Here is a 23,503-nt window from a genome sequence, read left to right as displayed (position 1 = left end):
GGGGAGGGACATGCGTGGATGCCGGCGCAGGTCGCGCAACTCATTAGCAGGCGCTGATCGCGGTCATTCAGGGGAGCGTCGGTGTGATGCTCAGCGGCGGTTCAGGCGTGGCCGATCCAGCCATGCCAGGTCAGCGCGGTGAAGAACGGACGGGCATCGCGAAAGCCGCCGCCGCGCAGGATCGCCTCATCGTCCTCCGGACTGAGCATGTTGACGCTGGCATCGACGGTCGCGCGCATCGTCCGCGCCTGCTCGGGGTCGGTGCCCGACGCAACGGCGTAGGCCGCGTAACGGTCCAGCCACAGCGACCTCTCGACTGGCTCGTTGGGCAGGCAGCTATGGGCCACCACGAACGGCGCGCCAGGGCGGAGCCGGTCGTGCACGGCGCGCACTGTCCTCAGCCGTTCCGGCGCTGCCAGGAAATGCAGCGTCAGCAGGCAAGTCGCCGCGTCGAACGGGCCGGCCGGCGCAGCGTCGATGATGCCCTCGATCAGTTCGACCCGGCTCATCCGCGCGCCGAGCGTGCGTTCGGCGAGTCGCAGCATCTGCGGCGCCGGATCGACGCCGACGAAGGTCCAGGATGGGTGCGCTTCGGCCAACGCATTGAGCTCGAGCCCGCCGCCCGCGCCCAGCACGAGCACCCGCGCATGGTCGGGCGCGCGCTCGGCCAGCAGGACCGCCGTCATCCGGTGCAGCCCGTCGAGCCCTGGCACGAAGCGCCGTGGACCATCCGTATAGCGCTCGACGAATTCGGGATTGGAAAACGCGCGGATGAACTGCTGAGCGCCGTCGGCAATGTCAGCCGGCATGACAAATGTCTCCCTTGCGAGGTCGCTTGCGTCGTTCAAGGCGGTCGTGGAAGTCAGCGCTCAGCGCCGCGAGCGTGATGGCGCCAAGACGGGACAGCAGCAACGTCTCGGCCGCCTGGATGGAGGTGTCGAGCGCCGCATTGACCGCCTGCTCGACGAGACAGTCGGGATTGTCGCTCCGATGGCCGATCGCGAACAGGGACGGACGTCCGAGCGAATCGTAGACGTCGCGCAGGGTGACGGCCGCCAGATCGCGCGCGAGCGTCCAGCCGCCGCCATGGCCTTTCTCGGAGCGCACATAGCCGCGGTCCCGAAGGCCCGCCATGATTCTGCGGATCACGACCGGGTTGGTCTGCATCATCGCTGCGAGCGCTTCGGAGGTGACGGGGCCGTCATGCTCCGCCATGTGGAGCAGGACATGGAGGATGCCGGACAACTGGCTGTTGGGTCTCATGTAACTTTTAATATGACATGATGTCCGGAACGTCAACCGGCCTGCCTTCGTGCGGCCTTGGGCGATGCTGTCGTGTCTGCCCGTCGGGCGACTCGGTCCTGCGGCTCGTCGCGAATGCGGGGCGCGTCCATCCCCCCCGATCCGCCGCAAAGTCTCTGGCGCGGAAAACCGGATTTCGCCTGCGCGTTCAGGCTGATTTGGGCTGTCCAGTCCCGTGAGCAAAAATATTCCGCTTCGCAATTTCGGAAATTCGTGATCTATTCATTCCATCCCGCCTCATCGACGAGGGGCGCTGCGCGGTCGTCACGAAGCGTGGAGTGCGGGATGTGATGGGCGGGCCGGTTTGCAGCGTGACTTGATCGCGCCGACGAACAACACCGGTCCGTACGGTCAAGTCGCGTGGTCCTGGCCTCCCGACGCTGAGGTCAAGCCGGCTGATGATGCCTCGTGCATCTCGCCGGTGATGGGGGCAAGACAGCCCGGTCCCCAGGGAGAGCGCGAAGCAGCCGTTCAAACCGTCGCGCAGGGAGGGCCGGATCGTCCGGCTGGACCTGTGGTTCCTGCCGCCTGCATTTTTTTCGCAGGCGGGCCACGGGCCTCAGTCGAGGTCCGGCCTTCCCTGCACCCTCGGTCTTGAAGAGGGTGAGATCGATGCATCGCTCGGACGCCGAATGCGCCGCGAGAACAGAGACGCGCATCCCCAGATGCAGTTTGAGATCGTTGACCACGACGGCACCACGAACGCGGTGCTTCCCCTCCAGGGGAGGGTGGCGTCATGCGTTCGGATCGGCTCTTCCGAGCCGGCGGCGCCGACGTCCTACCTACTTGAATCCCGAAAACCGGCTGTCGAACGAGTTCGACTGCAGCACCGGGACGGCGCCGGAGACCAGCGCGGTCTGGGTCTGGGCGGGAGCCGAGGCGGTGGTGGCCGGCGCCTCGCTGGTCGCGGGCTTGAACGGCGGCCGCGCGGCAGCCTGCCGGGTCTCGGCGGGCTTGGCCGCGACCGGCTTCGGCGCTGGCTTGGTCTCGGCGGGCTTCGCCTCTGCGGTCTTGCTCGGCGCGGGCTTGGCTGTCGCCGTGCTCTCAGCCGCCGCATTGCCGCCGATCCCGACCTTGCGGGCGAGGCTCGACATGAAGCTCGGCTTCTCGGGCGCACTGACGGCCGCCACGCGGGTCGACGGCGCACTCACCGGCGCCTCCGCGGCACTGGCCGGCATCGCGACCTCGTCGGCGCCGGGCGCGCGCGGCGGGTTGACGTGACCGGGGATCGTGCCTGGCGCGGCCTGGAAGTTGGCGAGCGACAGGCCCGGCGCCTCGCCGGCGTCGGACAGGCCGGTGGAGGCTCCGGGCACGCGGCTGGCGAAGATCGGATTCATGCCGCCGTCGATGCCGGTGTTGAGCTTGGCGACCGGCGTGCCCTTGGCAACGAGCTTGGCATATTCCGCCTCGTCGGCCTGCTGCTTGTCGCGCACGGCGGCGGTGATCTCGTCGGGCACGACATAGGCCGGGCACTTGGCGGCGGCATCGAACACCGGATCATGCGTCGCGCCCGGCGGCTTCTGGGCGTTGAAGACGTATTTCTTCTCGCAGAAGTCGACCTTCGGCTCCTGCCGCGTGACCTCGAAGGCGTCATAGCCTTCCTTGATCATGCGCCAGAACGGCATGTTCGGATTGTTGCGGTGCCTCGCCATGTTCACCGGCGTCATCCGGAACGGATAGGCCTGGAACTGGAAGGCGCGCTGGCCGCCGAAGAACGACTCGCGCCCGAGCGCATAGATCTCGGCGATCTGCTCGTCGGTCATCGCGAAGCAGCCGCGCGAGGAGCAGTCGCCATGCACCATCAGCTGCGAGCCGGTGCGGCCGAGCGCCTTGTCGAACGCGTTCGGATAGCCGGTGTTGAACGACAGATAGTAGGCCGATTGCGGGTTCATCTGGCTCGGATTGATCGAGTAGAAGCCCTCCGGCGCCTGGCGATCGCCCTCGCGCACTTTGGGTCCAAGATCGCCCGACCAGCGGCAGATCGGATAGGTCTTGAGCAGCGCGAACTTGCCCGAGCGGTCCTGCTTCCAGACCTCGAGCTCGGCCTCCTGCTTGAAGACGCGGACCAGGATCGGCGACTGCAGATCCATATCCTTCTCGCCCATCGTCGCGACGAGCTTCGGCGGTACCGGCTGGTTGGCCTTGGCGTTGGTGGCGAGTCCGACCTGATCGCTGTTGCAACCGGTCAGCAGCGCACCGGCGGCCAACGCCGCCGAGGTCAGGAGAACCCGGACGAAAGCGCGGTTGATCAAAGCAAAGCTCCCCGCAAACCCCGCATGCCGCAACACCCCAGTCTCATCTCACCCGATCGGCCCGAAAGCTGGATAAATCACGGGTCGACCCTGCGTCATGCCGTCAAACCATTGATTAAAATTGTAGCCTTTGACCCCAGGCCTCGCAACCCGCGCTCCGGCGATGCCACCTGGCCCCGGCCGCCTTGGTCAACAACTTCTAAACAGCAGACCCCGTCGGCGGGGCCGAAATGCGGCCAAACGGCTGGAAAGACTCACAAAACCGCGAGCGCCGAGGCCCGAGCGCAAGCCCGGTCAGCCGAGCTTGCGGCCGATCTCGATGAACTTCTGCCGGCGCTGCTTGCGGATGGCGTCGGCGTCGAGGCCCTTCAGCTCGTCGAGCGCCTGGGCGATCGCCTCGCCGGTCGCCGCGATCATTGCCGCGGGATCGCGGTGAGCGCCGCCGACCGGCTCCTTGAGAATGGTGTCGACCACGCCGAAGCGGAGCATGTCCTGGGCGGTGATCTTCATGCTGTTGGCGGCTTCCTGCGCCTTGGTGCCGTCGCGCCAGAGGATCGAGGAGGCGGCTTCCGGCGAGATCACGCTGTAGATCGCGTGCTCCAGCATCAGCACCCGGTTGGCGGTGGTCAGCGCGATCGCGCCGCCCGACATGCCTTCGCCGGTGATGATCGCGATGTTGGGGACGCCGAGCGCCAGGCAGGCGTCGGTCGAGCGCGCGATCGCTTCGGCCTGGCCGCGCTCCTCGGCGCCGATGCCGGGATAGGCGCCGGCGGAATCGACCAGCGACAGAACGGGGATGCCGAAGCGCTCGGCCATCTCCATCAGCCGGACCGCCTTGCGGTAGCCTTCGGGACGGGCCATGCCGAAATTGTGTTTGAGCCGGGACTCGGTGGTGGCGCCCTTTTCCTGGCCCATCACGCAGATCGGCTCGCCGCGGAAGCGGCCGAAGCCGCCGAGCAGAGCGGCGTCCTCGCCGAACTTGCGGTCGCCGGCGAGCGGGGTGAACTCGGTGATCAGCCCGCCCACGAAGTCGGTGAAGTGCGGCCGCTGCGGATGGCGGGCCACCATGGTCTTCTGCCACGGCGTGAGCGTGGCGTAGAGCTCGGCCAGCGCCTGGCCGGCCTTCTCCTCGATCCGGCTGACCTCCTCGCCGATATCGGTGCCGGAGGCGGCCATCGCCCGGAGTTCGTCGACCTTGGAATCGAGCTCGGCAACAGGCTTTTCGAAATCGAGGTAGCTGCGCATGGGATCCGGCATGGAAGAGCTGAAGGAAGAGCGCTGGGAGACGAAATCGGTTCGGCCTTCGGACCTGAAGCCGAACGACTTCAGGAGCTTAGGGTACGATCGGTGCCCAGCCTCCAGGCATCGCGCCGGGATCGCGGGCAGGATGGCGCTCTTTCGGGGCAGACGGGCGCGAAGTCAAGCCGGCCGGGCGTCACGCCGGCGGATTTGGTTTCGGGAAGGTGTGAAGCGAGGTCAGGTCTCGGCCAGCGGGTGCAGGTCGCGGACCAGGCTCTTGAGGCGCTCCTCGACCACGTGGGTGTAGATCTGGGTGGTCGAGATGTCGGTGTGGCCGAGCAGGGTCTGGACGATGCGCAGGTCGGCGCCGTTGTGCAGCAGATGGCTGGCGAAGGCGTGGCGCAGCACGTGCGGCGACACCAGCCGGGCGGGCAGGCCGCTGGCCACCGCGAGCTCCTTGAGGTCGCGGGCGAAGTGCTGGCGGGTGAGGTGGCCGCTCTCGCCGAACGAGGGAAACAGCCATTTGCCGAATGTCGCACTGGCCTTCTTCTCAGGCTTCAGCGCATCCAGGGCGGCGAGATAGTCGGCCATCGCCTGGCGCGAGGCCTGGTTCAGCGGCACCAGCCGCTCCTTGTTGCCCTTGCCGCGCACCACGATCATGCGGGCGTCGTTGCGGGCCGCGGTGCGCGGCAGCGCCACCAGCTCGGAGACGCGCAGGCCGGTCGCGTAGAGCACCTCGAGCAGGCAATACAGCCGCAGCGCGCGCAGCCGCTGCGCCGGCGAGGCCTCGCCGACCTCGGAGAGCTCCTTGGCCCTGGTCAGCATCCGATCGACATCGCCGATCGACAGCACCTTGGGCAAGGAACGGCCGCGTTTCGGGCCGGACAGGATGGCGGCGGGATCGTCGCTGCGGATGCGCTCGCTCAGCAGGAAGCGGAACAGATGCCGCATCGCCGACAGCCGCCGCGCCACGCTGGAGGACTTGAAGCCCCTGGTATCGAGGTCGGCGAGATAGTCGCGCAACGCCTGGGTGTCGGCCGTGGCGAAGCTGTTGGCCTTGCCGCCGAGAAATTCGGAGAGATCGGTGAGGTCGCGGCGATAGGCGTCCAGCGTGTTCTGACCGGCGCCCTGCTCGGCGGCCATCATGTCGAGGAACAGGCTCATCAGCCTGGCGTCGGAGGCCTTGACCTTCATGTCGTGAAATCCGCTGCGTCCGAGGCGATCGAAACACTACGAGGTATTCGCCGGGGCACATCGAGCGGTGACTGCAAATCTGGCCGATATCGCGGCGCCCGGCCACCTCAGAGAAGCGCAAAATGCTTAATCAATGCCGTGTGGCTTTTGAGTTCGCGCTCGCGTGCCGGATCATTTCTTCTGGAACTTGTCCGGCGGGATCGTCACCGTCATCTCCCGCGATTTGGGACTGACGAAATTCGCCAGCGCGTAGATCGCGCCATAGACCACGCCGACGATGACGGCGATCACGGTCAGGAAGCGGAACAGGCTGGGCATCGGGGTCGCGCGGGCCACCAGGGAAGGAATAGTTTCATCCAACATGTTCGCACCCGGCTGGCAAGTCCGGCGCTCTCCACCGTTCGTCCGGAGGTCGGTTCTGCTTGCTCCCTCATTCCGGGGCGGCGCGCGCAGCGCGGCGAGCCCGGAATCCATCACCGCGGGACGACGTCGTCGGCGAGATGCCAACAGCCAGCCTGCCTCACACAGCATCCTGTGGGTATGGGTTCCGGGCTCGCGCTGCGCGCGCCCCGGAACGACGTCCGCGGGGAGAACCGGTTGCGTGTCGCGGAACAGGATGCCTTTGAAAGCAGCAGGGGCTGGGTTAGAAGCCTTCATATGACCGACACGTCCCAACCCGCTGCAAGCCCAGCCGCTCCGGAGACCGCTATTCTCGCAGGCCTCGGCAAGCGGCTGATCGTGCTGGTCGGCATGATGGGTGTCGGCAAGTCGACCGTGGGCCGGCGGCTCGCGGCGCGGTTGCGGCTGCCCTTCGTCGATGCGGACACCGAGATCGAGACCGCGGCCGGCATGACCATACCGGAAATCTTCGAATCGCGCGGCGAGGACTATTTCCGCAACGGCGAGGCCCGGGTGATCGCCCGGCTGCTCGAAAACGGGCCCGGTGTGCTGGCAACCGGTGGCGGCGCCTTCATGCGCGAGGAGACGCGGCGGCGCATCCATGAGAAGGCGGTCTCTGTTTGGCTGAAGGCCGATGCCGACGTGATCATGCGCCGCGTCCGGCGGCGGGCCGACCGGCCGCTGCTGCAGACCGCCGATCCCGAAGGCACGGTCGCTCGCCTGCTCGTCGAGCGCGAGCCGGTCTACCAGCTTGCCGATCTCACGATCTGCTCGCGCGATGTGCCGCATGATCGCGTTGTCGAGGACTGCATTGAGGCGCTGCAGGCGTTCTTCTCGCCACCGGAGACCGAGGCGGGGCCGGCCGGACCGCAACCCGATCCAGTTCAACCCGATCCTCCGCACGCGATGGGCGCGCTCCGATGACAGCACCTCTGAAGCATTCCGATCCGATCATCGTCGACGTCGCGCTCGGCGAGCGCGCCTATGACATCGTCATCGGCCGCGGCGTGCTGGCTTCGCTCGGCCAGCGCATCGCGGCGCTGCGGCCGGGCGTGCGCACGGCCATCGTCACCGACCGTACCGTGGCCGCGCATTGGCTGAAGCCGACCGAGGCGATCCTGGCGGAGGCGGGCATCCCGGCGTCCACGATCGTGGTCGATGAGGGCGAGGGCTCCAAGACCTATGCCGGCCTGGAGAAGGTCAGCGAGGCGCTGATCGCTGCCAGGATCGAACGCAACGATCTGGTCGTCGCGCTCGGTGGCGGCGTGGTCGGCGATCTCGCCGGCTTCGCGGCCGCCATCCTGCGCCGCGGCGTCGATTTCGTGCAGGTGCCGACCTCGCTGCTGGCGCAGGTCGACAGCTCCGTCGGCGGCAAGACCGGCATCAATTCGCCGCAAGGCAAGAACCTGCTCGGCGCCTTCCATCAGCCGGTGCTGGTGATCGCCGACACCGCCGTGCTCGATACCCTGTCGCCGCGCCAGTTCCGCGCCGGCTATGCCGAGGTCGCCAAATACGGCCTGCTCGGCGATGCCAGCTTCTTCGCCTGGCTCGAGGCCAATCACGCCGACATCGTCAGAGGCGGCGCCGCGCGCGAGCACGCGGTCGCGACCTCGTGCCGCGCCAAGGCGGCGATCGTGGCCCGCGACGAGCGCGAGACTGGCGACCGCGCGCTGCTCAATCTCGGCCACACCTTCGGCCATGCGCTGGAGGCCGTCACCGGGTTCTCTGATCGCCTGTTCCACGGCGAGGGCGTCGCCGTCGGCATGGTGCTGGCGGCGCAGTTCTCGGCCGAGCTCGGGATGCTGCCGCCGGACGACGTCGTGCGCATCGAGCGTCACCTTGCCGCGGCCGGTCTGCCGACCCACCTGCAGGACATCGCCGGCTTTGCCCAGGAGGGGATCGGCGACGCCGACCGGCTCTTGGCCTTGATGGCGCAGGACAAGAAGGTCAAGCGCGGCAAGTTGACCTTCATCCTGATGGAAGCCATCGGCCGCGCCGTCATCGCGAACGACGTCGATCCGGCGCGGGTCCGCGACTTTCTCCAGGCCAAATTGCGCAGCAGAAGCTGATCCCGGGCTTTACGCCGTATTGAGCAGTGCCAACGGATCATCGGCTGCCTCCCTCCAGAGCGACATCGGCGTCATGGACTGGTTCACACTCTCCGTCGTCATTCTCCTCCTCGCCGCCTCCGCCTTCTTTGCGCTGAGCGAGACCGCGCTGACCGGCGCCTCTCGCGCCTCGATGCTGCGGCTGTCGAAGCAGGGCAATCGCGATGCCGACGTGGTGTCGAGCCTGTTCGACACGCGCGAACGGCTGATCGGCGCGCTGCTGCTCGGCAACAACATCGCCAATATCGGCGCCTCCGCGCTGGCGACCGGTATTTTCACCGCCTGGTTCGGTGAGGTCGGCGTGCTCTACGCGACCGGCGTGATGACCGCGCTGGTCGTGATCTTTGCCGAGGTGCTGCCGAAGACGATCGCGATCAACGCGCCGGATCGCGTCTCGCTCGCGGTCGCCAGGCCGATGCGGGCGGCGGTGATCGTGCTCGGTCCGGTGCTTGCCGTGATCGAAGCGATCGTGCGCGGGCTGATGCGGCTGATCGGCTTCAAGGTCGGGGCCAATCAGCCGATCCTGTCGCCGACCGAACGCCTGCGCGGCGCCGTCGATCTGTTGCATCATGAAGGCAAGGTCGAGAAGCAGGATCGCGACATGCTCGGCGGCCTGCTCGATCTGCGCGAATTGCAGGTGTCCGACGTCATGGTCCACCGCACCGAGATGGTGATGGTGAATGCGGACCTGCCGCAGGAAGAACTGGTGCGCGAGGTGCTCGCCACCGAATACACACGCATCCCGCTGTGGCGCGGCACGCCGGAGAACATCATCGGCGTGCTGCATGCGAAGGACCTGCTGCGTGCGATCCGCGCCGCCGAGGGCGACGTGTCGCACATCGACGTTGCTTCACTGGCGCTGCCGCCGTGGTTCGTACCCGAGATGCGGTCCGTGTCGGAACAGCTGAAGGCGTTCCGCCGGCGCAAGACGCATTTCGCGCTCGTGGTCGACGAGTATGGCGAGGTCGAAGGCATCGTCACGCTGGAGGATATTCTGGAGGAGATCGTCGGCGACATCTCCGACGAGCAGGATGTGCAGGTCGCGGGTGTGCGCGTGCAGCCGGACGGATCCGTCGTCGTCGATGGCTCAGTGCCGATCCGCGATCTCAATCGCGCGATGGACTGGACGCTGCCCGATGAGGAAGCAACGACAGTTGCCGGTCTCGTCATTCACGAGGCGCGTTCGATCCCCGAGCGCGGCCAGAGCTTCACGTTCCACGGCTTCCGGTTTCGCGTGCTGCGCCGGGAGCGCAATCGCATCACTGCGCTGCGCATCGTACCGGTGCCGCGCGGCGAAACCGAGGAGACGCGGCCGCGCCGTGCAGGCACGGCGTTCTAATTGGGATCAAGCCTCGCCCGGCGCCTTCGCATGCAGCGCGAGCGCGTGCACCGAGCCGGCAAGTTCCGCTGCCAATGCGGCGTTGATCAGGCGGTGGCGATCGACACGGCTCTTGCCCGCGAAGGCCTGCGACACAATATACACGCGGAAATGGGTCTCACCGCTCGGCTGATGGCCCATATGGCCTTCATGCAGATGTGATTCGTCCTGAACATCGAGGCTTTCAGGCGTGAAAGCTTCGCGCAACTTTTTGATGATAGCATCTCGGGTCCGCATGGTCTCTGGAAATACGCATCAAATTATTTTTCGTCAATCGGCGGTCCCCGCCCGAGGTATTCGCAATGTCAAGACTTGAAGCTTTTCGCGTTGCGTAGTCAAAGTCCGCCATGCCGATCGATTCAAACAAATTCTTCGACTCCATCCGCATCAAGCCCAAGAAGGCGGCTGCGCGGCAGCCGGTGGTGCGCGAGGAGGCCCAGCCCTGTCAGTGGCCGGACTGCAAGAACAAGGGCTCGCATCGCGCGCCCAAGGGACGCGAGAACGCGCGCGAGTATTGGCACTTCTGTCTCGATCACGTGCGCGAGTACAACCAGTCCTATAATTTCTTCTCGGGGATGAACGCCGAGGCGGTCGCGCGCTATCAGAAGGATGCGCTGACCGGACACCGCCCGACCTGGAAGATGGGTGCCAACACGTCGGCCAAGCGCGGCACCGGCAGCGCCGAGGGCGATCTTGGCGATGCCGCCGATCCGTTCAGCGTATTCGCCGAGATCAACGGCCGCGGCAGCTGGCGCCCGGATCCCCGGTCGGCCCCCAAGGCCGAGACGCGCAAGGTGTTCAACGCCGAGCGCAAGGCGCTGCAGGTCATGGGCCTCGGTCCCGACGCGACGCTGGAAGACGTCAAGGTCAAGTACAAGGCGCTGGTGAAGCAGCACCATCCCGATGCCAATGGCGGCGACCGCTCCACCGAGGATCGCCTGATCGAGATCATCAAGGCCTACAACTACCTGAAGACGGTGGTGAAGGGCTGACGCGCGGCAGCGCGTGAGGCTGCCGCGCGTTGCGTCGAAGGTCTCAGGGCTTCGGCCCGATATAGGCCGAGCTCGGCCGGATCAACCGCCCCGTCCGCTGCTGCTCCCGCGCATGGGCGGTCCAGCCGGCGGCCCGCGCCACCGCGAAGATCGGCGTGAACGCCTGGCGCGGAATCTTCAGCGCATCGAGCAGGATGGCGGTGAAGAACTCGACATTGGTGTCGAGCGCCCGCTCCGGATTCTTCCGCCGCAGCGCCTGGCGGATGTAAGCCTCCACCTCGCTCGCAAACGGCAGGTCGGCGCCGCTGCCCGCCAGCCGCTCGATCGCGGCCTTGAGCACGTCGGCCCGCGGATCGCGCACGCGATAGATCCGATGTCCGAACCCCATCAGTCGCTCGCCGCGGCCGAGCGCCGCGTCGACCCACGGCTTGATGTTCTCGCGCGTGCCGATCGCGTTGAGCATCTCCAGCACCGGCTCCGGCGCCCCGCCATGCAGCGGGCCGGTGAGCGCGCAATAGCCGGCGGCCACCGATGCGAACAGGTCGGCCTGGGTCGAGGCGACGACGCGCGCGGCGAAGGTCGAGGCGTTCATGCCGTGATCGCTGACGGTGACGAGATACGTGTCTAGCGTCGCCACCTCGCCAGCCGCAGGCGTATCGCCGCGGACCATGCGCAGGGTGTCTGCGGCGTGGCCGGCGTCAGGATCGGGCGCAATCGGCTGTGCTCCCTGTGCGCGCTGGACCAGGGCGCCGGCGATCACCGGGCAGGCGCCGACGATCGTGGCTTCGTCGTCGAGCCCGGGCTCGGACCGCAGCGCCGCGATGGCGGCGCGGAAGCCGTCGATGATCGACAGGCCGGAGGTCGCGGCGAGCAGCTCGGGCAGCCGCGTAAAGGCGCGCGCGCGGGCCTGGCCGAGGCTGGCACGGACATCCGTCTCGCCGACGCTGCGCTTCGTCGCCGCGCTCCATAGTCGGGCAGTCACGCCCTCGAAGCCGCTGGCGGCGGCGAGGTCGGCCACACGCGCTCCGGCGATGATGAGCTCCCCCTGCTGGCCGTCGACGTGGCTGAGCACGGTCTCGGCGGCGGCGATTCCGTCGAGGCCGATGGGGGTCTTGCCGAGCTGGATGGTCATGGCGGGTCTCCTTCGAGAATGGTCACGCTGCCAAGATCCGCCCAGTCGACAACTTGATCAATCTTGATTAAGCTGATCAACATGAAAAAAGACAGTGGTCTTTACCTATCTGCGCGCGAAGCTTCGGCTGAACTGGCGATCTCGCCGGCCACCCTCTACGCCTATGTCAGCCGCGGACTGGTCCGCTCCGAGCCGTCGCCGAATTCGCGCAGCAACCGCTATCGCGCCGAGGACATCCGGGCCCTGAAGGAGCGGCGCGCACCGGCCCCCGAGCCGCGCGCCTTCCGCAGCTTCGATGCGGACCTCCCCGTGTTCGATTCCGCCGTGTCGACAATCACCGAAGCCGGTCCGATCTACCGCGGCGTCAATTGCGTCGACCTGGCCGTGCGCGGCACGCTGGAACATGCTGCGACCCTGCTGTGGGACGTGACCGCGCTCGATCCGTTTGCGCCGGGCAACCTTCCGGCCGTGTCGGAGGAGATGGGTTTCATCGCCGATGCCGCGCGGCGTGCGGCGCCGATCGACCGGGCCATCGCGGTGCTGGCGCTGGCGACACATGCCGATCCCGCGGCGTTCAACCGCGCTCCCGATGGTCGGGCGCTGGTCGGCGCGCGCATCGTCCGGCTGGTGGTCGCAACCATGTTGAACCAGCCCGCCTCAGCCGATCCGCTGCATGTTCAGGTCGCGCGGAGCTGGGCGCCCGGACATGAACATGCGCCGGACCTGATCCGCCGCACCCTGGTGCTGCTGGCCGATCATGAGCTGAACGCGTCGACCTTCACCGTCCGCTGTGCGGCGTCGACGGGCCTCAGTCTCTACGATGCCGTCATCGCGGGTCTTGCGGCGCTCAAAGGACCGCAGCACGGCGGCGCCGGCGTCCTGGCGTCGCAACTGGTGAAGACCCTCGTTGATCGCGATGTCGCGCCGCTGATCCGCGAGCGGGTGGCGCTCGGCGAGCGCTTCGCCGGCTTCGGCCACGGCGTCTACAAGCACGGCGACCCCCGCGCCATCTCGCTGCTGGAGGCGCTGACGCGCGCCGGCGCGCCGCGCAAATTCACCCGCGAGGTGCCGGAGCGGATCGCCGAGGCGACCGGCGAGTTCGTCAATATCGACTATGCGCTGGCGGTGCTAGTGCATAGCCTGCGGCTGCCTGCCGGCAGCGAGCTGGCGCTGTTCGCGATGGCACGCTGCGTCGGCTGGCTCGCCCATGCCTGCGAGCAGCTGCAGCACGGCCGCCTGATCCGCCCACGTGCTCGCTATATCGGACCCGCACCAGGCCGCGGAGCCATGTTGGATGCGCTGTAGCGTTCTAATCAGTGACGCCAGCGGCGAGCTCAGACTCGCGCCGCTTCCGCACCAATCTGAGGACCAGCCAGACCACGATCGTGCCCGCGACAGCCGCGATGATCCAGGTGGACTTGGCGATATGGCTATGATGCGGAATCCCGCCATAACGGTGCAACAGCTGCACCGCGAAGACGCCGGGCAGGACGTGGGCGCAGGCCCACAGCGCGATGGCTGGGATGTTCACGGCGTAGAAGCGCAGCGGAGGGATGTCGAGCGCGCCGGCCGTGATCGGCACGACGGCTCGGATCGGCGCGACAAAGCGGGCGAAGAAGATCGCCAGGGTGCCGAACCGGTGGAAGAAGGCCTCGCTCTGCGCCACCAGGCGCGGATAGTTCGAGAATGGCCAGTTCGCCAGGATCTCGCGCTGCCGGCGATGGCCGACCCAGAACGCCCCGCCGTCCCCGAGCACCGCGCCCAGGACGGCCGCCGCCAGCACCCATTGCAGGGTCAGCTCGCCGCCCGGAATCAGCGCGCTCAGCGCCAGGATGATGGTCGTGCCCGGAATCACCGAGCCCACGATCGGGATCGCCTCCAGCAAGGCGGCCAGAAACAGGGTGAGATAGGCCAGTCCCGCATGCGCTGAGACAAAGGCAATGAGTGGGTCGAGCAGATGGGCCACGCGGTTCCTGTTGGTGGAGAGGGTGGGGCGGGGACTTCCCGATAAGTAGGAACCCCGGCCCCGGGTGCCACGTCGAGATTCCTGGGAAGAGCCGGTGGGCGAAAAGGTGCCACGATTCGCAGGGCAGCCTTCCGAAAACGGCCACCCATGCCTATCTCGATGATATAACGACGGAACTTTGATCAAGGCTTAGGCTTCTGCCCGCGCGTGCTCTCTGCTAGGCTGGCGTCGAAGCCCTTCAACCGCAGCCAAACATGAAATCTGGTTTCGGGAATGCCCGGGACCTCGGAGGATGAATGACGACCGCCGCTACGACCAATGCGCAGGAGATGACCGGTGTGCCCGACATGAAGGTGTCGGTGCGGCAGGTGTTCGGGATCGACAGCGACCTTGAGGTGCCGGCTTTTTCAGCGACCGACCCGCACGTTCCCGAGGTCGATGCCGATTACCGCTTCGACCGCGCCACCACGCTGGCGATCCTGGCCGGCTTCGCCAAGAACCGCCGCGTGATGGTGACCGGCTACCATGGAACGGGCAAGTCGACCCATATCGAGCAGGTCGCGGCGCGGCTCAACTGGCCGTGCGTGCGGGTCAATCTCGACAGCCACATCAGCCGTATCGACCTCGTCGGCAAGGACGCGATCGTGGTCAAGGACGGCAAGCAGGTGACCGAGTTCCGTGACGGCATCCTGCCCTGGGCACTGCAGCACAACGTCGCGCTGGTGTTCGACGAATACGACGCCGGCCGTCCGGACGTGATGTTCGTGATCCAGCGCGTGTTGGAGGTGTCGGGCCGCCTGACGCTGCTCGACCAGAACAAGGTGATCAAGCCGCACCCGGCATTCCGCCTGTTCGCGACCGCCAATACGATCGGCCTTGGCGACACCTCGGGCCTCTATCACGGCACCCAGCAGATCAACCAGGGCCAGATGGACCGCTGGTCGATCGTCACCACGCTCAACTACCTCGCCCATGACGAGGAGGTCGAGATCGTGCTGGCCAAGGCCAAGCACTATCAGAACGCGCAGGGACGCGACATCGTGAACAAGATGGTGCGGCTCGCCGACCTCACGCGCAACGCCTTCGCCAATGGCGATCTGTCGACGGTGATGAGCCCGCGCACGGTGATCACCTGGGCCGAGAACGCCGAGATCTTCGGTGACATCGGCTTCGCCTTCCGTGTGACGTTCCTCAACAAGTGCGACGAGCTCGAGCGTCCGCTGGTCGCCGAATTCTATCAGCGCTGCTTCAATGCGGAGCTGCCGGAATCCTCCATCAACGTGGCGCTGAGCTGACACAACGGCGTGGTCCCGGCCTCGGGCCGGGACCCATACGCCGCGGCCTCTCTCGTGGGGTGATGCGGGAGAGCGAGTGCGAACAAACGAACGCCGGTGGTTATCGGGCCTGGCGTTCGCCGGGACGATAGCCGCAGGAACCAGATGACCACACCGAGCAACAAGCCCCGTCCTGGCGTCAAGGAAGCACCGACCGAACCTTTCAAGAGGTCGGTCACGGGGTGCCTGCGCGCGATCGCCAGGGCGCCTGAGCTCGAAGTCTCCTTCGCGGCCGAGCGTCCCGGCCTTGCGCCGGGCAAGGCCCGGCTGCCGGAGCCGGCGCGCAAGATGACCAAGCGCGACGCCGCCGTCGTGCGCGGCCATGCCGACTCGATCGCGCTGAAGCTCGCCTGCCACGATCCAAAAATCCATCGCAAGCTGATCCCGGGCAATCCGCAGGCGCGTGGCGTGTTCGAGGCGGTCGAGCAGGCGCGTGTCGAGGCGATCGGTGCAAAACGCATGGCCGGCGTCGCCAAGAATCTCACGGCGATGCTCGATGATCACTTCCATCGCGGCAAATATGACGAGATCACCGACCGTGCCGACGCACCGCTGTCGGATGCGTTGGCCATGATGGTGCGTGAGCGCCTCACTGGCATGGCGCCGCCGAACGCGGCGCGCAAGGTGGTCGATCTCTGGCGTCCGTTCCTGGAGGACAGGATCGGCCAGCGTCTCGATGAGCTCGGCCGCTTCACCGAGGATCAGGCGAAGTTCGGCGACCTCGTGCACGATCTCTTGTCGGCGCTGGATCTCGGCGACGAGCGCAACGCCGATTCCGAAGAGGACGAGGACAACGACGACAGCCGCGACGGCGACAACGACCAGTCCGGCGCCGAGGGCTCGCCCGAATCCGACGCCGCGCAGGAGATGAGCGCAGACCAGGCGCAGACGACGTCGGACGAGATGTCGGAGAGCGCGATGGAGGCCGCCCAGGCTTCGGCGTCCGACACGCTCGACGACGGCGAGCTCGGCGACGACGAGACGCCGGGCGAGGCGACGCGTCCGAACCGCGGCGGCGCCAACGAGCCGCGCGGGCCGGAATATCACGCCTTCGCGCCGAAGTTCGACGAGGTCATTGCCGCGGAAGACCTGTGCGACCATGACGAGCTGGAGCGGCTGCGCTCCTATCTCGACAAGCAGCTCGCACATCTGCAGGGCATCGTGGCGCGGCTCGCCAACCGGCTGCAGCGCCGGCTGATGGCGCAGCAGAATCGCGCCTGGGAGTTCGATCTTGAGGAAGGCATCCTCGATCCGGCGCGGCTGTCGCGCGTGGTCATCGACCCCTATCAACCGCTGTCGTTCATGCGTGAGAAGGAAGCGACCTTCCGTGACACCGTGGTGACCCTGCTGCTCGACAATTCCGGCTCGATGCGTGGCCGACCGATCACGGTGGCCGCGACTTGCGCCGACATCCTCGCCCGCACGCTGGAGCGCTGCGGCGTCAAGGTCGAGATCCTCGGCTTCACGACGCGGGCCTGGAAGGGCGGGCAGTCGCGCGAGGCGTGGCTTGCCGCCGGCAAGCCGGCCAATCCCGGCCGCCTCAACGATCTCCGCCATATCATCTACAAGTCGGCCGATGCGCCGTGGCGGCGGGCGCGCAAGAATCTCGGCCTGATGATGCGCGAGGGGCTGTTGAAAGAGAACATCGACGGCGAGGCGCTCGACTGGGCGCACAAGCGCCTGCTCGGGCGTGCCGAGCAGCGCAAGATCCTGATGATGATCTCGGACGGCGCGCCGGTCGATGACTCCACGCTGTCGGTCAATCCCGGCAACTATCTCGAGCGGCATCTGCGCCACATCATCGAGGAGATCGAGACCCGCTCGCCGGTCGAGCTGATCGCGATCGGCATCGGCCACGACGTCACCCGCTACTACCGTCGCGCGGTGACCATCGTCGATGCCGAGGAGCTCGGTGGCGCCATCACCGAGAAGCTCGCCGAATTGTTCACGGAGACCCACGCGGCACCGCAGCCTGCGCCGGGACCAAAGCGCAGGCTGCATTCGTAAGCGGCCGTCGGCCGGCTGCGTCTCCTCCGTCTTGGAGGAGGTGGGGGAGGGGGCTCCGCTGACGATGTCGCTGCAGGCGATTGCCGACCGCAGGCGCTTTCTCGCGCTGACCATCGGCGGAGTGTCGGCATTCGCATGGTCCAGGACGGCTCGCGCGCAGCTTGCGCCGGCGCCGGTCCGCGGACGCGTCACCATCGACGAGCACTCCGTCACATCGGCGGTCAAGATCGAGGTCAACGCGCGACCGCTGCCCTCGTTCGACCTCCGTGATCGGACGCATCTGCGCTTCGGGATGCTGCAATATCGCAGCGGCGTGGCGCTGACCTCGTCTTTTCCCGGCTTCGGTGGCCTGTCCGGCATCCGGCTCGATGCCAAGGGTGAACGCTTCCTCGCGGTCAGCGACAAGGGCGGCTGGTTCACCGGCCGCATTGCCTATTCCGGTCGCGAGATCGCGGGGCTCGCCGACGTCGAAGCGGCGCCGCTGCTTGGTCCGGACGGACGGCCCATCACCGATCGCGGTTGGTATGATTCCGAGTCGCTCGCGCGCGATGGAGACATCGTCTATGTCGGCCTCGAACGCGTCAACCAGCTCCTGCGCTACGACTTTGCCAGGGGTGGAACCGGCGCGCGCGGCGAGATCGTGCCGCTGCCGCCGGCCGCCAGACGGCTGCCCCACAACAAGGGACTGGAGGCGTTGGTGGTCGTGCCGAAGGGCCTGCCGCTCGCCGGCACCCTGATCGCGCTGTCCGAGCGCGGTCTGGACGCGAACGGCAATCTGCTGGCCTTCCTGATCGGCGGACCGGCCGCGGGACAGTTCAGCATCGTCCGTAGCAACGAGTTCGACGTCAGTGATGCCGTGCTGCTCCCGTCCGGTGATCTTCTGGTGCTCGAACGCAAGTTCTCGCTGTTCAACGGGGTCGGCATTCGAATCCGCCGGCTGACGCTAGCGCAGATCGCGCCGGGCGCGCTGGTCGATGGTCCGGCGATCTTCTCCGCCGATCTCGGCCAGGAGATCGACAATCTCGAGGGCATCGATGCGCATGTCACGCCGGACGGCGAGACCGTGCTGACGCTGGTGTCCGACGACAACTTCTCGATGATCCAGCGCACGCTGCTGCTGCAGTTCACGCTGATGGAGTGAGCAGCGATACCGCTGCGGCGGCTCGCGTTGACCGCGGCTCGTCCATGATCGACACTCGCGGCCATCGGATCATCGCGTCAACCGTCACAACCTGGAACTCAGCATGAGCGCCCTGTTCACTCCGATCAAGCTGCGCAGTCTCGAACTCGCCAACCGCATCATGGTGTCGCCGATGTGCCAGTACTCGGCCGAGAATGGCGCGGCCAATGACTGGCACTTCACCCACATCAACACGCTGGCGCTGTCGGGCGCGGCGATGTTCTGTATCGAGGCGACGCATGTCGAGCCGATCGGGCGCATCACGCCCGGCTGTCTCGGGCTGTGGGACGATGTGACGGAAGCTGCGTTGAAGCCGATCCTGGCCTCGGTTCGCAAACATTCGAAGACCGCGGTTGCGATGCAGCTCGCCCATGCCGGCCGCAAGGGCTCCAGCTACAAGCCGTGGGATGGCGGACAGCAGATTCCGCTCGCGGACGGCGGATGGCAGACGGTCGCGCCATCGGCCTTGCCGCACAAGGAGGGCGAGCTCGCGCCGGAGGCGCTCGATCTCGCGGGCCTGGCCCGCATTCGCGATGCGTTCGTTTCTGCAGCGCAACGGGCGTCGCGCCTCGGCATCGACGCGATCGAGCTCCACGGCGCGCATGGCTATCTGTTGCATCAGTTTCTGTCGCCGATCGCCAACCAGCGCACCGACAGCTATGGCGGGTCTCTGGAGAACCGCATGCGCTTTCCGCTCGAAGTTTACGATGCGGTGCGCGCCGTCTTGCCTGCGGACAAGCCGGTCGGCATGCGTGTCTCGGCCACCGACTGGGTCGACGGCGGCTGGGATCTCGAGCAGACCATCATATTTGCGCAAGAGCTGAAGCGCCGCGGCGCCGACTGGATCGACGTCTCCTCGGGCGGCGTGTCGCCGTTGCAGAAGATCGCCCTCGGACCCGGCTACCAGGTGCCGTTTGCCGCGGCCGTGAAACAGGCGACGGGGCTTCCGACCATGGCGGTCGGTCTCATCACGCAGGCGCAGCAGGCCGAGGAGATCGTGGCCTCGGGCAAGGCCGACATGGTCGCGCTGGCCCGCGGCATGCTCTATGACCCGCGCTGGGGCTGGCACGCGGCAGCGGAGCTCGGCGGACAGGTCGCCGCACCTCCGCAATATTGGCGCTCGCAGCCGTCGACGCAGAAGGAGTTGTTCGGCAAGACGACGTTCGGCGCACGCTGACGTGCAATTGGTGACCGCAATGTTGCGCATCAGCGTTGCAAAATTCTGCGGTCATCATTCCGCCCGCGACACGGCTGACGATTGTCGCTGTCGGACGAAGTGCTAGACTTCGCAGACCACGTGCGGCGATGCCGACTCGTCTGGTCGTGTTTCGTCTCGCGTGACGATGAGCGCATCGCAAAGATGCGCCGCAATATAACGCGAGAGGAAAGCGCCATGGAAATCGGATACTTCACGATGCCCTCGCATCCGCCGGAGTGCGGATTGAAGGAGGGGCAGGAATGGGACCTGCAGGTCCTGCGGTGGCTCGACGAACTCGGCTATCAGGAAGCCTGGATCGGCGAGCATCACACCGCGCCCTGGGAGCCGCACCCGGCACCCGATCTCATTCTGGCGCAGGCCTTCCGTGAAACGAAGAACATCCGGCTTGGGCCGGGCGGCTTCCTTCTGCCCTATCATCACCCGGCCGAGCTCGCCAACCGCGTTGCGATGCTGGATCATCTGTCCGACGGCCGGCTCAATTTCGGCATTGCCGCATCCGGTCTGCCGAGCGACTGGGCGATGTTCAACGTCGACGGCATGAGCGGCCAGAACCGCGAGATGACGCGCGAGGCGCTGGAGATCATCCTGCGTCTGTGGACCGAGCCGGCACCGTTCACGCACAAGGGCAAATACTGGACGGTGACCAAGCCCGACGTGATGTTCGACTTCCTCAAGCCGCACATCAAGCCGGTGCAGGCGCCGCATCCGCCGATCGGCGTCGCCGGCCTGTCGAAGAACTCCGACACGCTCAAGCTCGCCGGCGAGCGCGGCTTCATCCCGATGAGCCTCAACCTCAACCCGGCCTATGTGTCGTCGCACTGGGACTCGGTCGAGGCCGGCGCGGCCAAGTCCGGGCGAAAGCCCAGCCGCAATGACTGGCGGCTGGTGCGCGAGGTGTTCGTCGCCGAGACCGACGAGGAAGCCTGGCGCTTGTCCTCCGGCGACATGATGGGGCGGATGATGGGCGAATATTTCCTGCCACTGCTCGGCCATTTCGGCTTCAAGGACTATCTGAAGCACTCACCCGAGGTGCCGGATTCCGACGTGACGGTGGACTATTGCGCCAAGCGCAACTGGATCATCGGCTCGCCGGCCACGGTGACCGAGAAGATCGAGAAGATCTGGCACGAGGTCGGCGGCTTCGGGACGCTGTGCGTGTTCGGCTTCGACTACAAGCACAAGCCGGAAGCCTGGCACAACTCGCTGCGCCTGTTGAAGCAGGAGGTGATGCCGAGATTGAGCCACCTCAATGCCGGCCTGACCAAGGCCGCCTAGTAACGTCCTAGTATCTTGGCGCCAGCATTCCCCCTCCCTTTCGGGCAATGCTGGCGTCAAAAGAAATGTAGCTAAAATTTTCGCGCGAGTGCAGCTTCAGATTTGACGTTTGGGTGACGGTCTTGCCGTTAGGACGGATCCAGGCGTCGAATCCGCTGCATGCGCGTGGCGGGTCTGACATCTGGGGGCAGGTCATGCGGTTTCGCGTCAGGAAGTTTGCCCATATCCTCGAACGCTCGGGTCTGGCTCTGGCAGGCGCCGCCTGCGGCGTCTTCGTCGGGGCCCATGTCGGCTCCAGCGTTCCGTTGCTGACCACGCAGGGCTTCCTGATCGTGATGATGCTGTCTGGGGCGCTGGGCTTCTATCTCGGCATCGACACGCCGCAACTGCCTTTTCATCCTCATGACGAGAACTCGCCGACGGAGACGAAGATCGACACGGCCGAATTTCTGAGCGCCGTCGGGACCTTCCTCGCAACCCTCACGGCGTTCTTCGCCGTTGCCATCATCATCCTGCGCGAAGATCCGCACATCGTCTGGACGTCGCTGATCATGGTCGGCTGGATCATCGGCGTGATCATGCAGATCGTTGCCGGCGCGATCGCGCGTCTGCGGCGCTGATTTTCCCTGTTCAATTTTTGGGCTGACGCTGTCGCGAGTTTCATCTTGCGGCGAACAGGTGGCGCATAGGCTCCTCGTTGAGTTCTGCTCTGCGGAACTAGCTGATACTGAGCAGCGACGGCACCGTCGGCGAGCCAACTTGCCGGCCGGTGATCCGGCAAATGATCAGGCTGCATTTCGGCGCGGGGTCGCGACAAAGCCGGCGTCCATGCGCCCAGAGCAAGCGCAGCATCAAAACGCCGCATGGCGATTCCGCGCGCGTTGGCGCGCTTGATGCATTGCAGGCGGCAAGGACATTTGGGAAGTTCATCATGTTGAAACGGGTGCTGCTGGGTGTGGTCATTGGCTGCGGACTGTCCGCGGCGCAAGCGGAGGAGCCGAAGGTCGGCGGCGTGGTCAATGCCGTCATTCAGCCCGAGCCGCCGGGCCTGATGCTGGCGATGGTCCAGAACGGCCCGACGCAGATGGTCGCCGGCAACATCTTTGAGGGCCTGCTGCGCTACAGCCCCAAGCTCGAGCCGCTGCCCGGCCTCGCCGAAAGTTGGACGATCAGCCCGGATGCCAAGGTCTACACCTTCAAGCTCAAGCCTGGCGTGACCTGGCACGACGGCAAGCCGTTCACGTCGGCCGACGTGCTGTTCTCGATCGAGATGCTGAAGCAGACGCATGCGCGCGCCCGCAACAACCTCGCAATCGTCGAGAAGGTCGAGGCGCCGGACGATCTCACGGTGGTGTTCACGCTGAAGGAGCCGTTCGGTCCCTTCATCGGTATTTTCGAGGTCGGCTCGATGCCGATGGTGCCGAAGCACCTGTATGAAGGCACCGACTACAAGACCAATCCGAACAACAACGCGCCGATCGGCACCGGTCCCTTCATGTTCAAGGAATGGCAGAAGGGCTCCTTCATCCGGATGGTGAAAAATCCCAACTACCACGAGAAGGGCAAGCCCTATCTCGACGAGGTCTACTGGCAGATCATTCCCGACGCGGCGGCGCGCGCGGTGGCCTTCGAGACCGGCAAGGTCGATGTGCTGCCGGGCGGCTCGATCGAGAATTTCGACGTGCCGCGCGTCTCCAAGCTGCCGGGCGCCTGCGTCACCGGTGCCGGCTGGGAGTTTTTCTCGCCGCTGGCCTGGATGTGGCTCAACAACCGGCATCCGATCCTGGCCAACAAGAAGGTGCGCCAGGCGATCATGTATGCCATCGACCGCGACTTCGCCAAGGACGTGATCTGGAACGGCCTCGGCAAGGTGGCGACCGGTCCGTCGGCCTCGACCATCAAGTTCTATTCCGATGACGTGCCGAAATATCCGTACGATCCGGCCAAGGCCAAGGCGCTCTTGAAGGAAGCCGGCTACAAGGGCGAGAAGATCCGCATGCTGCCGCTCGCCTATGGCGAGACCTGGCAGCGCTGGGGCGAGGCGGTGAAGCAGAACCTGCAGGATGTCGGCATGAACATCGAGACGATCGCGACCGACGTGCCCGGCGGCAACCAGAAGATCATGGAGTGGGACTACGACATCGCCTTCACCTATCTCTATCAGTACGGCGATCCCGCGCTCGGCGTGTCCCGCAACTACATCACCTCGGCGATCGCCAAGGGCCAGTTGTTCAACAATGTCGAAGGCTATTCCAATCCGGAAGTGGACAAGCTGTTCGCCGAGGGCGCGACGGCGCCGACCGACGCCAAGCGCAAGGAGGCCTATGACAAGGTGCAGAAGATCCTGGCCGAGGACGTGCCGGTGGCCTGGCTGCTCGAGCTCCAGTTCCCGACCATCACCAAGTGCAAGGTGAAGAACCTGATCACCACCGGCATCGGCGTCAACGACGGCTTCCGCGACGCTTGGCTCGACAAATAGCGGTGCACTCCGGGGCGCGGCCATGATCCCCGCGCTCCGGTGCTTCG

Annotated in this window: 21 protein-coding genes; 12 read left to right on the top strand and 9 right to left on the bottom strand. The window is 66.2% G+C overall.

All coding sequences use genetic code 11. The annotated features are described in order from the left end of the window. Window positions 1-101 precede the first annotated feature (101 nt). The 6 genes from QW845_RS05400 to QW845_RS05375 form a co-directional block, all read right to left on the bottom strand. Entirely contained in the window at window positions 102-809 is a 708-nt protein-coding gene (locus QW845_RS05400; protein ID WP_315800600.1) for a class I SAM-dependent methyltransferase, read from the bottom strand. Then, window positions 799-1,263 (bottom strand): Rrf2 family transcriptional regulator, encoded by a 465-nt coding sequence (locus tag QW845_RS05395; RefSeq protein ID WP_315800599.1) that lies wholly within the window; start codon window positions 1,261-1,263, stop codon window positions 799-801. The genes QW845_RS05400 and QW845_RS05395 overlap by 11 nt, the downstream gene beginning before the upstream one ends. An 821-nt stretch (window positions 1,264-2,084) precedes the next feature. After that, window positions 2,085-3,554: a L,D-transpeptidase family protein gene (locus QW845_RS05390; RefSeq protein WP_315800598.1), complete on the bottom strand. Its 1,470-nt coding sequence runs from the start codon at window positions 3,552-3,554 to the stop codon at window positions 2,085-2,087. A gap of 294 nt (window positions 3,555-3,848) precedes the next feature. Then, complete coding sequence (locus QW845_RS05385) at window positions 3,849-4,811, bottom strand: acetyl-CoA carboxylase carboxyltransferase subunit alpha (RefSeq protein WP_315800597.1); 963 nt, start codon at window positions 4,809-4,811, stop codon at window positions 3,849-3,851. Window positions 4,812-5,030: 219 nt separating this feature from the next. Next, window positions 5,031-5,987, bottom strand: coding sequence for a site-specific tyrosine recombinase XerD (gene xerD, locus QW845_RS05380; protein ID WP_315800596.1), 957 nt, complete (start codon window positions 5,985-5,987; stop codon window positions 5,031-5,033). Window positions 5,988-6,158: 171 nt separating this feature from the next. Further along, on the bottom strand, window positions 6,159-6,305 hold the full coding sequence (locus QW845_RS05375; RefSeq protein ID WP_315800919.1) for a histidine kinase: 147 nt from the start codon (window positions 6,303-6,305) through the stop codon (window positions 6,159-6,161). 339 nt (window positions 6,306-6,644) lie between these two features. Here QW845_RS05375 and QW845_RS05370 point away from each other — a divergent pair, with 339 nt between their 5' ends. The 3 genes from QW845_RS05370 (at window position 6,645) to QW845_RS05360 (ending at window position 9,833) form a co-directional block, all read left to right on the top strand. After that, window positions 6,645-7,310 carry a shikimate kinase gene (locus QW845_RS05370; RefSeq protein WP_315800595.1) on the top strand — a complete coding sequence of 222 codons (666 nt, stop codon included), beginning with the start codon at window positions 6,645-6,647 and terminating at the stop codon, window positions 7,308-7,310. Beyond that, window positions 7,307-8,455, top strand: a complete 1,149-nt coding sequence (gene aroB / locus QW845_RS05365) for a 3-dehydroquinate synthase (protein WP_315800594.1) — start codon at window positions 7,307-7,309, stop codon at window positions 8,453-8,455. Before QW845_RS05370 ends, aroB begins: the two co-directional genes overlap by 4 nt. Before the next feature lie 73 nt (window positions 8,456-8,528). Next, entirely contained in the window at window positions 8,529-9,833 is a 1,305-nt protein-coding gene (locus QW845_RS05360) for an HlyC/CorC family transporter (protein ID WP_315800593.1), read from the top strand. Between the two features lie 6 nt (window positions 9,834-9,839). On the opposite strand, the gene QW845_RS05355 is transcribed toward QW845_RS05360, so the two are convergent. Beyond that, window positions 9,840-10,109 carry a BolA family protein gene (locus QW845_RS05355; RefSeq protein WP_315800592.1) on the bottom strand — a complete coding sequence of 90 codons (270 nt, stop codon included), beginning with the start codon at window positions 10,107-10,109 and terminating at the stop codon, window positions 9,840-9,842. 110 nt (window positions 10,110-10,219) lie between these two features. Here QW845_RS05355 and QW845_RS05350 point away from each other — a divergent pair, with 110 nt between their 5' ends. After that, window positions 10,220-10,864 carry a J domain-containing protein gene (locus QW845_RS05350; protein ID WP_315800591.1) on the top strand — a complete coding sequence of 215 codons (645 nt, stop codon included), beginning with the start codon at window positions 10,220-10,222 and terminating at the stop codon, window positions 10,862-10,864. A gap of 43 nt (window positions 10,865-10,907) precedes the next feature. On the opposite strand, the gene QW845_RS05345 is transcribed toward QW845_RS05350, so the two are convergent. Further along, the gene (locus tag QW845_RS05345; RefSeq protein WP_315800590.1) at window positions 10,908-11,996 is read right to left on the bottom strand and encodes a citrate synthase/methylcitrate synthase; all 1,089 of its coding nucleotides are present in this window, start codon (window positions 11,994-11,996) and stop codon (window positions 10,908-10,910) included. A gap of 81 nt (window positions 11,997-12,077) precedes the next feature. Between QW845_RS05345 and QW845_RS05340 the strand changes: the two genes are divergently transcribed. Further along, window positions 12,078-13,301 (top strand): citrate synthase family protein, encoded by a 1,224-nt coding sequence (locus tag QW845_RS05340; protein WP_315800589.1) that lies wholly within the window; start codon window positions 12,078-12,080, stop codon window positions 13,299-13,301. Between the two features lie 4 nt (window positions 13,302-13,305). Here the strand turns inward: QW845_RS05340 and QW845_RS05335 are convergent, their stop codons facing one another. After that, window positions 13,306-13,962, bottom strand: a complete 657-nt coding sequence (locus QW845_RS05335; protein ID WP_315800588.1) for a DedA family protein — start codon at window positions 13,960-13,962, stop codon at window positions 13,306-13,308. Window positions 13,963-14,258: 296 nt separating this feature from the next. Between QW845_RS05335 and cobS the strand changes: the two genes are divergently transcribed. The 7 genes from cobS (at window position 14,259) to QW845_RS05300 (ending at window position 23,456) form a co-directional block, all read left to right on the top strand. Then, a complete protein-coding gene (gene cobS, locus QW845_RS05330; protein ID WP_315800587.1) occupies window positions 14,259-15,257 on the top strand; it encodes a cobaltochelatase subunit CobS in 999 nt (332 codons plus the stop codon). Between the two features lie 144 nt (window positions 15,258-15,401). Next, on the top strand, window positions 15,402-17,303 hold the full coding sequence (cobT, locus tag QW845_RS05325) for a cobaltochelatase subunit CobT (protein ID WP_315800586.1): 1,902 nt from the start codon (window positions 15,402-15,404) through the stop codon (window positions 17,301-17,303). A 64-nt stretch (window positions 17,304-17,367) separates the two neighbouring features. Next, window positions 17,368-18,444 carry an esterase-like activity of phytase family protein gene (locus QW845_RS05320; protein ID WP_315800585.1) on the top strand — a complete coding sequence of 359 codons (1,077 nt, stop codon included), beginning with the start codon at window positions 17,368-17,370 and terminating at the stop codon, window positions 18,442-18,444. 103 nt (window positions 18,445-18,547) lie between these two features. Next, complete coding sequence (locus QW845_RS05315) at window positions 18,548-19,660, top strand: NADH:flavin oxidoreductase/NADH oxidase (protein ID WP_315800584.1); 1,113 nt, start codon at window positions 18,548-18,550, stop codon at window positions 19,658-19,660. Window positions 19,661-19,876: 216 nt separating this feature from the next. After that, window positions 19,877-20,977 (top strand): LLM class flavin-dependent oxidoreductase, encoded by a 1,101-nt coding sequence (locus QW845_RS05310; RefSeq protein ID WP_315800583.1) that lies wholly within the window; start codon window positions 19,877-19,879, stop codon window positions 20,975-20,977. A 194-nt stretch (window positions 20,978-21,171) separates the two neighbouring features. Beyond that, entirely contained in the window at window positions 21,172-21,597 is a 426-nt protein-coding gene (locus QW845_RS05305) for a hypothetical protein (protein WP_315800582.1), read from the top strand. Window positions 21,598-21,908: 311 nt separating this feature from the next. Further along, entirely contained in the window at window positions 21,909-23,456 is a 1,548-nt protein-coding gene (locus tag QW845_RS05300) for an ABC transporter substrate-binding protein (RefSeq protein WP_315800581.1), read from the top strand. Window positions 23,457-23,503: the final 47 nt, after the last annotated feature.

Origin of the sequence: Bradyrhizobium sp. SZCCHNS3002 (assembly GCF_032377435.1) — a bacterium.
Lineage (GTDB): Bacteria > Pseudomonadota > Alphaproteobacteria > Rhizobiales > Xanthobacteraceae > Bradyrhizobium.
Note: the sequence above shows the minus strand (reverse complement) of the source record. Positions and strands in the feature narration are given on the sequence as shown.

Bases quoted from the DNA above. Each gene is read 5' to 3' on its own strand.
- QW845_RS05320 (WP_315800585.1), top strand. From the start codon at position 17,368: ATGTCGCTGCAGGCGATTGCCGACCGCAGGCGCTTTCTCGCGCTGACC.
- QW845_RS05340 (WP_315800589.1), top strand. From the start codon at position 12,078: ATGAAAAAAGACAGTGGTCTTTACCTATCTGCGCGCGAAGCTTCGGCT.
- cobT (WP_315800586.1), top strand. From the start codon at position 15,402: ATGACCACACCGAGCAACAAGCCCCGTCCTGGCGTCAAGGAAGCACCG.
- QW845_RS05355 (WP_315800592.1), bottom strand. From the start codon at position 10,109: ATGCGGACCCGAGATGCTATCATCAAAAAGTTGCGCGAAGCTTTCACG.
- QW845_RS05345 (WP_315800590.1), bottom strand. From the start codon at position 11,996: ATGACCATCCAGCTCGGCAAGACCCCCATCGGCCTCGACGGAATCGCC.
- QW845_RS05350 (WP_315800591.1), top strand. From the start codon at position 10,220: ATGCCGATCGATTCAAACAAATTCTTCGACTCCATCCGCATCAAGCCC.
- QW845_RS05385 (WP_315800597.1), bottom strand. From the start codon at position 4,811: ATGCCGGATCCCATGCGCAGCTACCTCGATTTCGAAAAGCCTGTTGCC.
- QW845_RS05315 (WP_315800584.1), top strand. From the start codon at position 18,548: ATGAGCGCCCTGTTCACTCCGATCAAGCTGCGCAGTCTCGAACTCGCC.
- QW845_RS05300 (WP_315800581.1), top strand. From the start codon at position 21,909: ATGTTGAAACGGGTGCTGCTGGGTGTGGTCATTGGCTGCGGACTGTCC.
- xerD (WP_315800596.1), bottom strand. From the start codon at position 5,987: ATGAAGGTCAAGGCCTCCGACGCCAGGCTGATGAGCCTGTTCCTCGAC.
- QW845_RS05370 (WP_315800595.1), top strand. From the start codon at position 6,645: ATGACCGACACGTCCCAACCCGCTGCAAGCCCAGCCGCTCCGGAGACC.
- QW845_RS05400 (WP_315800600.1), bottom strand. From the start codon at position 809: ATGCCGGCTGACATTGCCGACGGCGCTCAGCAGTTCATCCGCGCGTTT.
- QW845_RS05375 (WP_315800919.1), bottom strand. From the start codon at position 6,305: ATGCCCAGCCTGTTCCGCTTCCTGACCGTGATCGCCGTCATCGTCGGC.
- QW845_RS05305 (WP_315800582.1), top strand. From the start codon at position 21,172: ATGCGGTTTCGCGTCAGGAAGTTTGCCCATATCCTCGAACGCTCGGGT.
- QW845_RS05310 (WP_315800583.1), top strand. From the start codon at position 19,877: ATGGAAATCGGATACTTCACGATGCCCTCGCATCCGCCGGAGTGCGGA.
- QW845_RS05395 (WP_315800599.1), bottom strand. From the start codon at position 1,263: ATGAGACCCAACAGCCAGTTGTCCGGCATCCTCCATGTCCTGCTCCAC.
- QW845_RS05360 (WP_315800593.1), top strand. From the start codon at position 8,529: ATGGACTGGTTCACACTCTCCGTCGTCATTCTCCTCCTCGCCGCCTCC.
- aroB (WP_315800594.1), top strand. From the start codon at position 7,307: ATGACAGCACCTCTGAAGCATTCCGATCCGATCATCGTCGACGTCGCG.
- cobS (WP_315800587.1), top strand. From the start codon at position 14,259: ATGACGACCGCCGCTACGACCAATGCGCAGGAGATGACCGGTGTGCCC.